General features: G+C 62.2%; 14 protein-coding genes. 6 read left to right on the plus strand and 8 right to left on the minus strand.

The features are described 5' to 3' along the window. Positions 1 to 38 precede the first annotated feature (38 nt). Both HYX42_RS10205 and ettA read right to left on the minus strand, forming a co-directional pair. Entirely contained in the window at positions 39 to 575 is a 537-nt protein-coding gene (locus HYX42_RS10205) for a DUF1415 domain-containing protein (RefSeq protein WP_293402530.1), read from the minus strand. A 108-nt stretch (positions 576 to 683) separates the two neighbouring features. Beyond that, the gene (gene ettA / locus HYX42_RS10210) at positions 684 to 2,345 is read right to left on the minus strand and encodes an energy-dependent translational throttle protein EttA (RefSeq protein ID WP_293402532.1); all 1,662 of its coding nucleotides are present in this window, start codon (positions 2,343 to 2,345) and stop codon (positions 684 to 686) included. Positions 2,346 to 2,632: 287 nt separating this feature from the next. On the opposite strand from ettA, the gene HYX42_RS10215 reads away from it, so the two are divergent. Next, positions 2,633 to 4,378 carry a DEAD/DEAH box helicase gene (locus HYX42_RS10215; RefSeq protein WP_293402534.1) on the plus strand — a complete coding sequence of 582 codons (1,746 nt, stop codon included), beginning with the start codon at positions 2,633 to 2,635 and terminating at the stop codon, positions 4,376 to 4,378. A gap of 63 nt (positions 4,379 to 4,441) precedes the next feature. Here the strand turns inward: HYX42_RS10215 and HYX42_RS10220 are convergent, their stop codons facing one another. Then, positions 4,442 to 4,825: a hypothetical protein gene (locus HYX42_RS10220; RefSeq protein WP_293402536.1), complete on the minus strand. Its 384-nt coding sequence runs from the start codon at positions 4,823 to 4,825 to the stop codon at positions 4,442 to 4,444. A 318-nt stretch (positions 4,826 to 5,143) separates the two neighbouring features. On the opposite strand from HYX42_RS10220, the gene HYX42_RS10225 reads away from it, so the two are divergent. Together HYX42_RS10225 and HYX42_RS10230 are read left to right on the plus strand one after the other, a co-directional pair. Continuing rightward, positions 5,144 to 6,406: a DUF4010 domain-containing protein gene (locus tag HYX42_RS10225; protein ID WP_293402538.1), complete on the plus strand. Its 1,263-nt coding sequence runs from the start codon at positions 5,144 to 5,146 to the stop codon at positions 6,404 to 6,406. 42 nt (positions 6,407 to 6,448) lie between these two features. Further along, positions 6,449 to 7,090, plus strand: a complete 642-nt coding sequence (locus tag HYX42_RS10230; protein ID WP_293402540.1) for a DNA-3-methyladenine glycosylase I — start codon at positions 6,449 to 6,451, stop codon at positions 7,088 to 7,090. Positions 7,091 to 7,291: 201 nt separating this feature from the next. Here the strand turns inward: HYX42_RS10230 and HYX42_RS10235 are convergent, their stop codons facing one another. The 5 genes from HYX42_RS10235 to HYX42_RS10255 all read right to left on the minus strand — a co-directional run bounded on the left by HYX42_RS10235 (position 7,292) and on the right by HYX42_RS10255 (position 11,905). Then, positions 7,292 to 7,744, minus strand: a complete 453-nt coding sequence (locus HYX42_RS10235) for a MaoC family dehydratase (RefSeq protein ID WP_293402542.1) — start codon at positions 7,742 to 7,744, stop codon at positions 7,292 to 7,294. 16 nt (positions 7,745 to 7,760) lie between these two features. Continuing rightward, positions 7,761 to 8,471 (minus strand): SDR family oxidoreductase, encoded by a 711-nt coding sequence (locus tag HYX42_RS10240; RefSeq protein WP_293402544.1) that lies wholly within the window; start codon positions 8,469 to 8,471, stop codon positions 7,761 to 7,763. A gap of 284 nt (positions 8,472 to 8,755) precedes the next feature. After that, a complete protein-coding gene (locus HYX42_RS10245) occupies positions 8,756 to 10,150 on the minus strand; it encodes an MATE family efflux transporter (protein WP_293402546.1) in 1,395 nt (464 codons plus the stop codon). An 8-nt stretch (positions 10,151 to 10,158) separates the two neighbouring features. Beyond that, positions 10,159 to 11,400, minus strand: coding sequence for an MFS transporter (locus HYX42_RS10250; protein WP_293402548.1), 1,242 nt, complete (start codon positions 11,398 to 11,400; stop codon positions 10,159 to 10,161). Beyond that, positions 11,393 to 11,905: a MarR family winged helix-turn-helix transcriptional regulator gene (locus HYX42_RS10255; protein WP_293402550.1), complete on the minus strand. Its 513-nt coding sequence runs from the start codon at positions 11,903 to 11,905 to the stop codon at positions 11,393 to 11,395. Before HYX42_RS10255 ends, HYX42_RS10250 begins: the two co-directional genes overlap by 8 nt. Before the next feature lie 59 nt (positions 11,906 to 11,964). On the opposite strand from HYX42_RS10255, the gene HYX42_RS10260 reads away from it, so the two are divergent. From HYX42_RS10260 to gloA, 3 genes are all read left to right on the plus strand, one after another. Next, positions 11,965 to 12,525 carry a PaaI family thioesterase gene (locus HYX42_RS10260; protein WP_293402552.1) on the plus strand — a complete coding sequence of 187 codons (561 nt, stop codon included), beginning with the start codon at positions 11,965 to 11,967 and terminating at the stop codon, positions 12,523 to 12,525. An 83-nt stretch (positions 12,526 to 12,608) separates the two neighbouring features. After that, the gene (locus tag HYX42_RS10265; RefSeq protein WP_293402554.1) at positions 12,609 to 13,436 is read left to right on the plus strand and encodes a hypothetical protein; all 828 of its coding nucleotides are present in this window, start codon (positions 12,609 to 12,611) and stop codon (positions 13,434 to 13,436) included. 31 nt (positions 13,437 to 13,467) lie between these two features. Continuing rightward, a complete protein-coding gene (gene gloA / locus HYX42_RS10270; RefSeq protein WP_293402556.1) occupies positions 13,468 to 13,878 on the plus strand; it encodes a lactoylglutathione lyase in 411 nt (136 codons plus the stop codon). The last annotated feature ends 1 nt before the right edge of the window (position 13,879 follow it).

The raw sequence follows: 13,879 nt of genomic DNA on the forward strand, positions 1-13,879 counted from the left end.
TCAGGCCCGAACCGGCGTACGAGAGTACGCTGGTACCGCTAGAGTCCCAGCGCTTTCCAGCCCTGGTGCCCCAGTTTTTCGAGTGTGGCGATGTTCTGCTCAAAAATTGCATCGGCTTCAGGAAAAGCCTCCACCGCCTTGTCCACACTTTCCTCACGCAACAAATGCAGGATGGCAAAGGGCGCGCGGTTGGTGTAGTTGCCGATGTCGTCCGGCTCTGTGCCGTCAAACTGGAACTGCGGATGAAAGCTTGCAAGCTGGATCACGCCCAAAAGCTCATGCTCATCAACCACGCCCTCGGCGACTTCAAGAAAATCGTTGAAGTCAAGAAAATCCTCGAACAGCGTCGGGTGAATCAGCAGCGTGGTGTCGAGCTCTTCTGCCGGCGTGGCCACCAGCAGGTCAAGCTCACGGTCCAGTTCCTCCAGCAGGTCATCCGCATGGCGCGCCTTGCTCACCACCAGGCGCACCTGGTTCTTCACATAGACCGCCTTGGCGAAGGGGCAGAGGTTCAGGCCGATGACGGCTTTTTCTAGCCACATTCGGGTTTTCGCCAAAACTTCTTCATCCGTCATCGGAGCAGTGTCTTTACAAGCAGGGGCCGCGGAACTGGCTTTGCCAGGCCGCAGGCGCAGCGCCCCCTCGGGGGGCAGCGTGGTACACGAAGTGACAAGCGTGGGGGCTCAATGAAGTGCCTTGAAACGAACGCGCTTGGGCTTGGCACCCTCTTCACCCAGACGCTTCTTCTTGTCGGCTTCGTATTCCTGATAGTTGCCGTTGAAGAAGGTCCACTGGCTGTCGCCTTCGGCCGCAAGAATATGCGTGGCGATGCGATCGAGAAACCAGCGGTCATGGCTGATGACCATGACGGAGCCGGCAAACTCCAGCAGGGCGTCTTCCAGTGCGCGCAGGGTTTCAACGTCCAGGTCGTTTGATGGTTCGTCAAGCAGCAGCACGTTGCCGCCAGCGATCAGGGTCTTGGCCAGGTGCAGGCGCCCGCGCTCACCGCCGGACAGCATGCCGACACGTTTTTGCTGGTCTGCGCCATTAAAGTTGAAACGCCCGGCATAGGCACGGCTGGCCATGGTGAACTTGCCGATGTTGAGCATGTCAAGGCCACCCGAGATGTCTTCCCAGACGGTTTTTTCATTGGCGAGGTCATCGCGGTTCTGGTCGACAAAGGCCATGTGTGCGGTCTTGCCGATGATGACCTCACCGCTGTCCGGCTTTTCCTTGCCTGCAATCAGTTTGAACAGCGTCGACTTGCCCGCGCCGTTGGGGCCGATGATGCCGACGATGGCACCCGCGGGAACCTGAAAGCTCAGGTTGTCGATCAGCAGGCGGTCGCCGAAAGATTTGCTGACGTTCTTGAATTCAATGACTTCATTGCCCAGGCGCTCTGCCACCGGGATGAAAATTTCATTGGTTTCAGCGCGTTTCTGGTATTCAAAATCAGACAGTTCTTCAAAGCGGGCCAGCCGTGATTTGCTCTTGGCCTGGCGGGCCTTGGGGTTCTGGCGTGACCATTCGAGTTCTTTCTTCAAAGCCTTGGCACGGGCTTCCTCGCCCTTTTGCTCCTGCGCCAGGCGCTCGCCCTTCTGGTCGAGCCAGCTGCTGTAGTTGCCCTTCCAGGGAATGCCATGGCCACGGTCAAGCTCAAGAATCCACTCAGCCGCGTTGTCGAGGAAATAACGGTCATGGGTGATGGCGACGACGGTGCCGCTGAAGCGCTGCAGGAACTGCTCAAGCCAGTCCACGGATTCAGCGTCAAGGTGATTGGTCGGTTCGTCAAGCAGCAGCATGTCGGGCTTTGACAGCAACAGGGCACACAACGCCACACGGCGTTTTTCACCGCCTGAGAGCAGGCCGATCTTGGCGTCCCAGGGCGGCAGGCGCAAGGCATCAGCTGCGATTTCAAGCTGGTGCTCCGAGTCGGTGCCCGCGGTGGCAATGATGGCCTCAAGGCGTGCCTGCTCGGCGGCCAGGGCATTGAAGTCTGCGTCCGGTTCGCCATAGGCGGTGTAGACAGCTTCCAGCTGCGCCTTCGCCGCAAACACGGCACCCATGCCGGCCTCGACGCTCTCACGAACGGTGTGCTCGGGGTCGAGCTTGGGCTCCTGCGGCAGGTAGCCGATGTTCAGGCCCGGCATCGGGGTGGCTTCGCCCTCGATTTCGGTGTCCAGGCCGGCCATGATTTTCAGCAGGGTGGACTTGCCGGAGCCGTTGGTGCCCAGCACGCCAATCTTGGCACCGGGGAAAAAGCTGAGCGACACCTCTTTGAGGATGTGGCGTTTGGGCGGCACGATTTTGCCGACCTTGTTCATGGTAAATACGTACTGGGCCATCAGGAATGATCTTTAAAAAATTGGAAACGAATGCAGGCGCGGGCTGAAAGAAACCGGCTGGGTTTTCACCGCTATTTTCGCCTTTAACCTTCCATTATCGTTCGTGAGACAATAGTCCTGTCGCTGGCTCCAGTTACCCGCGACATTTGGGCAGATTCCGGTTGACCTTTCAGGTCCCCACCGGGTCTCACAGCCCTATTTTTGACCCCATCTGCCTATCACTGGCGGGTTGCTCCCCAAACCGGGCACCCAACAGGCCGATCATTAGCGTCCACTGACGCAAAACCATGACCTTTGAAGAATTGAACCTGGCCCCGGCCATACTTAAAGCCGTGCTTGAGCAGGGCTATGACACACCGACGCCCATCCAGGCGCAGGCCATCCCTTCGGTGCTGGCCGGCAAGGACCTGCTGGGCGGCGCCCAGACCGGCACCGGCAAAACCGCTGCTTTCACGCTGCCACTGCTGCAACGCCTGTCTACCGAGCCCCGCCTGACCAACCGCCGCGGCGTCAATGCCGTGCGCGCCCTCATCATGACGCCGACGCGCGAACTTGCAGCGCAGGTTGAAGAAAGCGTTCGCGTTTACGGCAAATACCTCGACCTGACATCCATGGTGATGTTCGGCGGCGTCGGCATGGGCGCCCAGATCGAAAAACTGCGCCGCGGCGTGGACATCCTGGTGGCCACACCCGGCCGCCTGCTGGACCACGCGGGCCAGGGCACGCTTGACCTGAGCCAGGTGCAGATCCTGGTGCTGGACGAAGCCGACCGCATGCTGGACATGGGCTTTATCCACGACATCAAGAAGGTGCTGGCGCTGGTGCCCAAACAGAAGCAGTCGCTGCTGTTTTCAGCCACCTTCAGCGACGAAATCCGCGACCTGGCCAACGGCCTGCTGCGCGACCCGCTGCACATTCAGGTGACACCGCGCAACACCACGGTACAGCGCATCACGCAGACCATTCACCCGGTGGGCCGCGGCAAGAAAAAAGCCCTGCTCACCCACATCATCAATGAACACAACTGGAGCCAGGTTCTGGTCTTCACGCGTACCAAGTTCGGTGCCAACAACGTGGCCGAGCATCTGACCAAAAACGGCATTCAGGCCATGGCCCTGCACGGCAACAAGAGCCAGACCGCGCGCACCCAGGCGCTGCAGGGCTTCAAGGACGGCACCATTCGAGCGCTGGTCGCCACCGACATTGCCGCACGCGGCATTGACATCGACGAGTTGCCACACGTCGTGAACTACGAGATCCCGAACGTCAGTGAAGACTACGTTCACCGTATCGGCCGCACCGGCCGCGCGGGCAACAGCGGTGAGGCCGTCAGCCTGGTCTGCCTGGATGAAGAAGGTTTCATGCAGGACATCGAGCGCTTTACCAAACAGAACATTGAAAAAGTCATCGTTCCCGGTTTTGAAGCCGAACCCGGTGAACGCGCAGAGCCGCTGGCCATGGGTCGCCAGACCATCTGGGGCGGCCTGGGCAAGCCGCCCAGCCGCGAAGTGATGCAGGCCGCAGCCAAGGCTGCCCGCAGCGAGATGATGCAGCGTATCCGTGACACCAAGGGCGCAGCGCCTGCGCGTGGCGCGGGTGGCGGCAATGGCGGAGGAAATGGTGGTGGTGGTGGCCGTGGTCGCGGCCCTGCCGGTGGCGGCAATGGCGCAGGCAATGGTGGTGGCGGCAACGGTTTTGGCCGCGGCCCACGTACCCCCAACCCGGGCCAGCCACGCCAGAACTCCGGTTACGGCCAGCAGCCCGCACAGGCACGTCCACCGCGTCAGCGTGGTGACGAGCAGCCACGCGCACCGCGCAACGACGCTTTCGCAGAGCCCCACAACGACTTTGACGACCGCCAGCCTACCAGCCACGTGTCGTCAGGCTTTCCTTCGTCGGGCCAGCCCACGGGCGGCAATCGCGGCGGCTTCCGGGGCGGTCGCTCTGGCGGCGGTGGTGGCGGTGGCGGTGGCGGAAACCGCGGCGGCAATGGCGGACCACGCCGTTCGGGTGGCGGTTTCTCAGGCCGTTAACGCAAGCTGACACAAATCAAAAGGCCCATTCAGGGCCTTTTTTGCGTTCTGGCCAGCGTTGATTCAGGCTCGCAGGAACAAGGTCACCAGGGGGTCCGGCCCAACCTGTCGACTCCAGTGGCCATGCACGGCCGGGTCAAAAGTTGCACCTTCAGGCAGGTGGTCGGCCGAATAAAAATGCTCACCAGGTTGAAAGACGCGTGACACACCGCCCTGCAGGCCTATCTCCATCTGGCCACCCAGTATGAACACCCACTGCGGCGCACCCGTGCAATGAAAGGTGCTGCGAAAGCCCACGGGACTGTGACGCAGCTGGTACCCGCCTGAAGGCATCAGCGCCGACAACATCGACTGCGGGTTGCCTTCGGTCAGCGCGAGCGTCTCTTCGCGGAATCTGGCCCGGCCATCGCTGCCGGTGTAAAGAATGACTTTGGTGAACTCAGGCATGGGGTATTCAGGTAAAGGTAACGTTCAGGGAAAGTTGTGTTCGTGCGAGGGTTTTACGCCGCGTCAGGAGAAGGTGCATTTTCCTCCAGACATGACCGCTTTGACTTGCACCTCTGGCACAAAAGAACCAGCAAATCCATCATGATCTGCGCTGCTACCATGCGGCCATGAGCGCAAAAGCATTCCCACACTCCGCCACATTGTCTTTCAGTTCGCAAGCCGGATCTGCATCGTGACCGGCGGCGACAACGCCCCGGTCGCCGAGGGACGCATGGCACCGATCCACACGGTTGCGGTGTAGCCGCCTGGCACAGCCACATGCCATCATTTATTGATTTCCCCACACTATGGGGCTTGAGCGTTGCGCTGGGCATCGGCCTGCTGATAGGCGCGGAACGCGAGCGCCGCAAGGGCAGCGGGCCGGCACGCAGCGCGGCCGGCATTCGCACCTTCGCAGTCGCCGCCGTCATCGGTGCCGTCGCAATCCTGCTCGGCGGTGCTGCGGTTCTGGCGGCGGTGGCGCTGGTCATAGGCGCGCTGGCCGTAGCCGCCTACCTGCGCACTGCGGGCAACGATCCGGGCATGACCACTGAAGTCGCCCTGCTGCTGACCTGCCTGCTGGGCGGACTGGCGATGCGTGACGCCGTTCTGGCTGCCGGTGTGGGGGCTGCGCTGGCCGGGCTGCTGGCGGCGAAAAACCGCCTTCACCATTTTGTGTCCAGCGTGCTGACCGAGCGCGAACTGCACGATGCCCTGCTGTTTTCGGCCGCCGCCCTGATCGTGCTGCCGCTGGCCCCGGACCGTTTCATGGGCCCTTTCGATGCCGTCAATCCCCATTCGATCGCCCGACTGGTGGTGCTCGTGATGGCCATAAGCGCGCTCGGGTACATCGCCACGCGTGCCCTCGGCCCACGCTATGGCCTGCCGCTGGCCGGCCTGGCTTCGGGTTTCATCTCGAGCACGGCCACCATCCATGCCATGGGCAGGCGCGCGACCGGGGCCGGAGCGCAGGCCGACGGCGCTATCGCGGGCGCCGTGCTTTCTACCGTGTCCACCATCGCGCAGCTCGGGATTGTGGTGGCCACGCTGCAGCCGGCGCTGCTCGAGGCGCTGCTGTGGCCGCTGCTGCTGGGCGGTGGCACGGCCTGCGCTTACAGCCTGCTGTTCTTCCCGCGCGCGACTACGAAGGCGGACGAGGCGCAGGCACAGGCAGAACAACAGGAGCTCGGCCGCGCCTTTGACCTCAAAACCGCACTGACATTCGCCGCGCTTGTCAGCGTCGTGCTGCTGGTGTCAGCGGCGCTCAGCGCATGGCTGGGTCAGCGCGGCACCCTGCTGGCCGCCGCGCTGACCGGACTGGCCGACGCCCACGCGACCGCCGCCTCGGTGGCATCGCTGGTGGCCGCCGGCAAGCTGCCTCAGGCCGCCGCGATGTGGCCACTGCTGGTCGGCCTGAGCACCAACACCCTGATGAAGGCAGTCGTGGCCCTCCAGTCGGGCGGCGTGGTCTATGCAGCGCGCATCGTGCCCGGACTGGTGCTGGTGATCGCAACGATCTGGGCCGGTGTGTGGCTGGGCTGACCGGGCCTTCGAGGCATCTGCGGCATCTACCTGGAATGCGCCATGCCCGCTGATGTCCCCGGACTTTTTACCGACGCCACCATCACACGCTGCGCGTGGTGCCAGGCCAGTGACGTCTACCGCAACTACCACGACAGCGAATGGGGCTTCCCCGTCGATGACGAACGCAGGCTGTTTGAAAAAATCTGCCTTGAAGGGTTCCAGGCCGGCCTGAGCTGGCTCACCATCCTGAACAAGCGCGAAAACTTTCGCAGGGCGTTTGCCAACTTCGAAGCAGAACAGGTCGCCAGGTTTGACGCCAAAGACATCAAGCGGCTACTGGCTGATGCAGGCATAGTGCGCCACGCAGGCAAGATTGCATCGACCATCAACAATGCACAGCGGGTGATTGAACTGCGAAAGGAATTCGGCACGCTGGGCGCTTTTGTATGGCGGCTGGAGCCGCTGGCCGCAGACAGGCCCGGCAGCATCACGCATGAAGCCGTCAAGGCCATGCCCTCTTCAGCTGCTTCGACGGCACTGTCAAAAGACCTGAAGAAACGCGGCTGGACCTTTGTCGGCCCCACAACCATGTACGCTTTCATGCAGGCCATGGGCCTGGTCAATGACCATATCGAAGGCTGCGCCAGCCGCAAAAAAGCACTGGCGGCGCGCAAGGCGTTCACGCCGCCGTCAGTGACCTGACATCACCCAGATTGTCGGAATGTAAAGTCGACTTTACATTTTGACTGCCTGGGCGGTTCAGGTGATGCCTCTTGGCCTCCTTGAAGGCCAAAAATGCCTGTTTTAAGGTGCCAAATTGGCCTCCAGGCCATTAAACATGCACGTGAGCAGCTATAAAAAGCGTAGCAAGATTCTCCCATTGGCGGAGCAGGCACGTCGCGGTCACACCTTGCGATTGACCACCACGTTGACCGTGAAAAGCTGAAGCACATCGCCCTTCTGGTTGCGCGTCTCGCAGCGCATCACCGCCATACCACGGTCGGGCTTTGAGCGCGACGGGGTTACGCTGACGACTTCACTTTCGACCTGCAGTACGTCGCCGGGCCGCGTTGGTTTGGGCCATGAGAGTTCACCGCTCGCGCCTATGATGCCGCCCGCCAGCGGCAGGCCGCCACCGACGAGCAGCCGCATCGTGATCGCGGCCGTATGCCAGCCGCTGGCAGCCAGGCCGCCGAACAAGGTGGTTTTGGCCGCTTCCGCGTCAAGGTGAAAAGGCTGCGGGTCGAACTGCGTTGCAAAGGCCTTGATCTGCGTTTCGTCGATGGCATGCTCTGCACTTTTAAAGCGCATGCCGGGTTGCAGGTCGTCCATATGCAGAAGGGCCTTGTCGCTCATGGCTGGAGGTCCTTGATCACGCGGCGTAGGGTTCGCCAAGATAGGCACCGTGCGGCAACGAAAGCCCCTGCTTGACCTGCCTCGTCACGCCATCGGCCAGCACCTCTGAAGCACCGGCTTCAAGCGCAGCCCAGGTTTGTTCAACGACAGCGTCGGGCTGCGTTTTTTCGCCGGGCGCATTTTTGGCCATGTCTGTGTCCATGAAAGCGACGTGCAAACCGACCACCTGTGTGCCCTGGGCACGCAACTCGTTACGCAGGCCGTTGGTCAACGACCACGCTGCAGATTTCGATGCGCTGTAGGTTCCCACAGACGGAAAGCTGAGCCAGCTCAGTGCTGACAGCACGTTCACGATGGCGCCGCCACCGTTGGCCGCCAGCACAGGCGCAAACGCCTGGCTGAGCGCCCAGGGGCCGAAGAAATTGGTTTCAAATTCAGCTTTTGCCGCCTCAACACCCGCACCCGACAGGAAACCGGACGAACGCGAAATGCCCGCGTTGTTGATGAGCAGCGTGACATCGCCGCACGCCTTCACGGCGGCGGCAATCTGCGCTGCATCGGTCACATCAAGCGCGACAGGAATCACGCCCGGCAGCGTGATGCTGGCCGGGTCGCGCGCAGCGGCATAAATCTTTTTGGCGCCGGCTGCGATTGCACCACGTGCATAAGCCAGGCCGAGGCCGCGGTTCGCGCCGGTAATAAAAATGACAGAGTCTTTGACGAACATAAAAAGTCTTTCTTTAAAAATCAGGCCGCGTGTATGCGACGCAACAACGCACTGGTACTAAGGCCTGTTCACCCTATTTTCAGGAGATGCGTTGTGAGTCAAAAGGGCTGTGAGCAAGGCGCAAAACGCAGACGGGGTAAGCCCCGTCAAGGCTTTGCAACGCAGCGCACGGCCCTTTTGATCACAACCCGTAGGGAACGGGGTGAAAACAGCGCCACTCAGCGTTGCACTCCTAGGCAAGGCACAAGCCTTGCCGTCGTCGCGCGCCTTGATTGGCGCTGTTTTCACCGCGTTCGCATTCCTGAAAATAGGGTGAACAGGCCTTTAGGCCATCCGACCCGGCCAAACCATGCACCGCCAGCAATCGCACCCGCAATCACCAAGCCGTACACCACCAGCGCAGCGCCTTGTGCCACAAACACATGCCACAGGCCGCCACCCCAGCGAATGGCCAGCCAGCCGCCTATGCCGGCGACCAGCAGGCGTGCGATATTGCCGGCCACGGGCCAGAGCAGTCGGCCCGCACCCTGCGATGCGAAGTACAAGACCAGGCCGACGCCGAAGAAGCCATAGAGCGGGCCCACTGTGCGCAGGTACAGGGTGCCCGCTTCGATCATGGCCGGGTCGCTGCCGAAAAGTGACAGCCATGCCCGCGGGAAAATCGCCGCGGCCAGCCCTATTGCACCTGCCAGCATGAAAGCCATCGCAGCGCCTATCCAGGTCGCCTTCAGCGCACGCTCATGCTGGCCCGCGCCCATGCAGGTGCCCACCATCGCGACCAGTGGCGCGCCCAGGCCAAAGACCAGGGGCACCAGCAAATACTCCAGCCGCGACGCAGTGCCATAACCCGCAATCGCCGCTGTGCCAAAACCACCCGCCAGTGAGGTGGCAATGCCTATGGACAGGTTGGTGGCCAGGCTTGAGATGGAGCCGAGCAGGCCGACGCGCAGGATGTCGCGAAACAGCGGCCAGCGCAGTTTGACGTTTTGCAGCGAAGGCTTGAGCAGGCTGCTGTCTGACCACAGGTAAGCCGCCAGCGCCAGCGTACCGGCCAGGTAATAAAGCAGCAAGGCCACAGCACCACCTGCAATACCCATGGCCGGAATCGGCCCCCAGCCGAAGATCAGCACGGGCGACAAAGGCACCAGCGCCACGACGCCCACCACGGTGACATTGGCAGGCACCGTCATGTTGCCGGTGCCCCGGATGACGGCTGCCAGCGAGTTGAACAGCCAGACCAGGATAGCCCCCGCAAAGACCCAGTGAGAGTAGGTGACGGCTGCTTCCAGCGCGACGCCGCTGCCGCCCATCTCCGCATACAGCCACCGGCCACCCAACAAAAGCACCAGCGAAAACACCACACCAAAACCCACGGCGATCACCATGGCGTGCAGGACCAGTGCATCGGCATCGCCACGCCGGCCTGCACCCAGTGCGCGTGCAATGGCAGAAGCAATGCCGCCGCCCATGGCGCCAGCCGACACCATCTGCATCAGCATGACGATGGGAAACACCAAGGCCATGCCCGCGAGTGCATCGGTGCCCAGCTTGCCGACAAAAAAGGTTTCGACCAGGCCAACCGCAGCCTGCGCCACCATCACCACGATGTTGGGCGCTGCCAGGCGCAGCAGGGTGCGGCCAATAGGCGCTTCGAGCAGCAGGCGTGTGCGTTCGTCCATGCTGGTACTCATGCGGCCAGCCCGGCGCGAGGCAGGCGCGCCTCACGAATCGGCAGGTTAATCAGTGCAGCACCGATGGCCAGCACGATGTCGATGTACCAGACCAGGTCATAGCTGCCTGTGCGCTCAAATACATAACCACCCATAAAGGCACCGAAGAAGCCCCCAACCTGGTGGCCCAGCATCGCGACACCAAACAGCATGGCCATGTTGGCGGTACCGAACATCTTGGCCACCAGCCCCACGGTAGGCGGCACGACCGACAGGAAGGTCACGCCCATTACTGCAGCAAACACCAGCATCACCGGCGCTGTCTTGGGCGCCAGCAGAAAAATCAGCACGGCGAGGCCGCGGGTGGCGTAGAGCAGCGACAGCAGCGTCTTCATGCGCCACTTCCCGACAGCCCAGCCAATGGCAATGCTGCCGAAGATATTGAACAGGCCGATGATGGCCAGTGCCCAGCCGCCTATGGCCGGCGGCAAACCGCAGGCCGCCACAACGCCCGGCAGGTGTGTTGCAAGAAAGGCCACGTGAAAACCGCACACCACAAAACCTATGGTGAGGTAGCGAAAGCTGGGGGTGGCCAGCGCCTGGCTGATCGCCTCACGTGCGGTCAGAGCTTTCGTGCCTGTCGCAGCAGCGCTGGCGGCCGCCAGTGCTTTTGAATTGCCCTTGAGCACCCACACCGCCGGCAGGGCCAGCAGTGCCAGCACGCCCATCCACTGCATGGCACCAGCCCAGCCCACCGTGGCCATCAGGCCAATCGCAATCGGCGCCATCGCAAACTGGCCGAATGACCCACCCGCGTTGACGATGCCGGTGGCAAGGCCACGTTTGCTGGCGGGTACCAGCCGGGCGCTCGCTGCCATCAGCACCGACGGGCCGGCCATACCTGCGCCGCCAGCCGACAGCACGCCGATGGCAAAGATGAGCCCTGCGGTGGTCGTCATCAGCGGCGTGATGATGGTGCCTACGGCCACCAGCACAACGCCGATCAGAATCACACGCCCCGTGCCTATGCGATCAGCGATCGCCCCCGCAAAAGGCTGGGTCAGCCCCCACCAAAGCTGGCCAAAGGCAAAGGCCAGACTGATGCTGCCCACACCCAGTGCGGTTGATGTATTGAGCGCCGACAGGAACAGCCCCATGCTCTGGCGCACACCCATGGTCAGCGCGAAGGCACCGCCAGCGGCCAGCAGGACCAGCCACATGGCGATGTTTCTTTTGTCGGTGGGTGCGGACTTATTCATGATCGGTTTCCGGTTCGGCAGGGAGTGGCGACAACAACTCAAGCGAGTCATTGATGAGGTCATGGAGTGCAATCACACGCTCGGTGCCCAGCAGCGCGTTCAGGCTGTCCTGCGCCACCTTCCAGCGGTGACGCGCCTCCTCGCGCTTGGCGCGGCCTTCGGTGGTGATGCTGACCGTGCGGCTGCGGGCATCGCTGCCGGCCGTCAACTCCAGCCAGCCGGCATCGATCAGCGGCTTGAGGTTGCGGGTCAGGGTCGAGGCGCTGATCTTCAGGCCTTTGGCCAGTTCACCCGGCCGCAGCGGGCCCAGCTTGAGCACATAGCTCAGCAACGAGTACTGCGTAGTCTTGAGCCCGGCCTTGGCCATCTCGAGGTCGTAGTGATGGGCAACGCGGCGCATCATCTGGCGCAGCCGCAGGTTGGTGCAGCCCAGCGCCTTGAGTTCAGGCGGCGTGGATGAAGGTGCTTTCAGGGCGGGAATCTTCACACTGGTTTTGGTGTTCATTTTTTATATTGTACCTACAACTATTGCATATGCAACATAATTTTATTTACAATCCCTGCATGACCACAAACAATCACCCCGAAGACACACTGAACCAATGGATTGCACAGGCGGCGGCAGTTCGCGAACACATGCTTGCAGGCGGCGGCAAACCGGGCCTCGCAAAGCCCGCCGATGTCGCCGGCAAGACCGGCATGGAGGTCATGCAGGCCATGCTGTCGGGCGCCATGCCCTACCCTCACATTGCAGATACGCTTGATTTTTCGCTGATCGAAGTCGCACCCGGCAAGGCGGTCTTTCAGGGCATACCGCAGCTCATGCACTACAACCCGCTGGGTACCGTGCACGGCGGCTGGTATGCCACGCTGCTGGATTCAGCCGTCGGCTGCGCCATACACACCATGATGCCGGCGGGGCGCGGTTATACGACTGCAGAACTCAGCGTGAACATCGTGCGCGCCGCTTCGCACAAGAGCGGGCCGCTGCGTGCGACTGGCACCGTCATCCACTGCGGCAAACAGCTGGCAACCGCAGAAGGCCGCATCGTCGGGCCGGATGGCAAGTTGTACGCGCATGCCACAACAACCTGCCTGGTGTTTGAGTTGCCCAGGCAGGGTTAGTGTGGGGTGTTGGGCAAACCCCAGAACGCGCCGGGAAGGGGCTGAATCGCTACACTGAGCCAACACCCATCGAAAGACCCGCCATGAATCTGCGTGCTCCCTTTGCTTCTGTCCTTACGTGCATTGCCTTGCTCAGCGGCTGCGCCACACCCGGCCAGCAAAGCCTGGAAGCCCTGGTCGCCAGCCCCGACCGCAGCGCGGCAGACCGGCAAAATGACATACGCCGCAAACCCGTGCAGATGCTGGCCTTCATCGCACCCCAGCCCGGCATGGTGGCGCTGGACCTGAGCGCCGGCGGCGGCTACACCACCGAACTGCTTGCACGCGCCATAGGCCCCACCGGCCGTGTGTATGGCCAGAACCCTCCGCGTGACAGCGCCAACCCTCCGCCCCGGCCGGCAGTACCTGAAGGTGTGGTCGCGCCATCGACCACCGTGCCGGCCACACGCGCCCTCTCGGTCACCGCACCCGTGCGCCAGACCGTGGCTGATCGCGCTGCAAAGCCCGGGCTGTCACACATCATTCCCGTCACGCGGCGTTTTGAAGACCCGGTACCGCCGGAGGTCAAACCCGGCACACTGGACCTCGCCACGCTGATGTTCAACTACCATGACCTGAGCTATCTGGGCGTAGACCGCGCTGCCATGAACAAGGCAGTGTTTGCGGCACTCAAACCTGGCGGTACCTACGTTCTTGCCGACCACTCCGGCAGGCCTGGCACAGGCATTTCAGAATCGGGCACGCTGCACCGCATTGAAGAAGCATTTTTGCGCCGCGAGATAGAAGCCGCAGGTTTCAGGCTGGCTGCCAGCGGCAACTTCCTGCGCAACCCGGCCGACCCGCGCGACCGCAACGTCCCCGAGCCACCCCAGCCCAAGGACGAGTTTGTGCTGAAATTTGTCAAGCCCTGAACCATTCCACCATTCAACCCCACGAACCATCATGCGACTCCTCCACACCATGCTCCGCGTTGGCGATCTCCAGCGCTCCATCGACTTCTATACCAAGGTGCTTGGCATGCAGCTGCTGCGCAAGTCCGAGAACGCTGAATACAAATACACGCTGGCCTTTGTCGGCTATGAAGGCAACCCGGCACAGGCCGAGCTTGAGCTGACGTACAACTGGGGCACCGACAGCTACGAGATGGGCACGGCCTATGGCCACATCGCGCTCGGTGTGCCTGATGCGTACGCAGCCTGTGAAAAGATCAAGGCAGCAGGTGGCAACGTGACACGCGAGGCCGGCCCGGTGAAGGGCGGCACCACCGTGATTGCTTTTGTGACCGACCCGGACGGCTACAAGATCGAACTCATACAGCGCCCCGAAGGCGGTGCTGGCGCAGGCCTGCGTTAGG

Origin of the sequence: Polaromonas sp. (assembly GCF_016185115.1) — a bacterium.
Lineage (GTDB): Bacteria > Pseudomonadota > Gammaproteobacteria > Burkholderiales > Burkholderiaceae_C > Polaromonas.

What these genes read in the sequence shown, in the direction of transcription:
- HYX42_RS10215 (WP_293402534.1), top strand. Translation starts at nt 2,633, where the DNA reads ATGACCTTTGAAGAATTGAACCTGGCCCCGGCCATACTTAAAGCCGTG.
- HYX42_RS10205 (WP_293402530.1), bottom strand. Translation starts at nt 575, where the DNA reads ATGACGGATGAAGAAGTTTTGGCGAAAACCCGAATGTGGCTAGAAAAA.
- HYX42_RS10250 (WP_293402548.1), bottom strand. Translation starts at nt 11,400, where the DNA reads ATGAATAAGTCCGCACCCACCGACAAAAGAAACATCGCCATGTGGCTG.
- HYX42_RS10230 (WP_293402540.1), top strand. Translation starts at nt 6,449, where the DNA reads ATGCCCGCTGATGTCCCCGGACTTTTTACCGACGCCACCATCACACGC.
- HYX42_RS10265 (WP_293402554.1), top strand. Translation starts at nt 12,609, where the DNA reads ATGAATCTGCGTGCTCCCTTTGCTTCTGTCCTTACGTGCATTGCCTTG.
- HYX42_RS10220 (WP_293402536.1), bottom strand. Translation starts at nt 4,825, where the DNA reads ATGCCTGAGTTCACCAAAGTCATTCTTTACACCGGCAGCGATGGCCGG.
- ettA (WP_293402532.1), bottom strand. Translation starts at nt 2,345, where the DNA reads ATGGCCCAGTACGTATTTACCATGAACAAGGTCGGCAAAATCGTGCCG.
- HYX42_RS10260 (WP_293402552.1), top strand. Translation starts at nt 11,965, where the DNA reads ATGACCACAAACAATCACCCCGAAGACACACTGAACCAATGGATTGCA.
- HYX42_RS10235 (WP_293402542.1), bottom strand. Translation starts at nt 7,744, where the DNA reads ATGAGCGACAAGGCCCTTCTGCATATGGACGACCTGCAACCCGGCATG.
- gloA (WP_293402556.1), top strand. Translation starts at nt 13,468, where the DNA reads ATGCGACTCCTCCACACCATGCTCCGCGTTGGCGATCTCCAGCGCTCC.
- HYX42_RS10240 (WP_293402544.1), bottom strand. Translation starts at nt 8,471, where the DNA reads ATGTTCGTCAAAGACTCTGTCATTTTTATTACCGGCGCGAACCGCGGC.
- HYX42_RS10225 (WP_293402538.1), top strand. Translation starts at nt 5,144, where the DNA reads ATGCCATCATTTATTGATTTCCCCACACTATGGGGCTTGAGCGTTGCG.
- HYX42_RS10245 (WP_293402546.1), bottom strand. Translation starts at nt 10,150, where the DNA reads ATGGACGAACGCACACGCCTGCTGCTCGAAGCGCCTATTGGCCGCACC.
- HYX42_RS10255 (WP_293402550.1), bottom strand. Translation starts at nt 11,905, where the DNA reads ATGAACACCAAAACCAGTGTGAAGATTCCCGCCCTGAAAGCACCTTCA.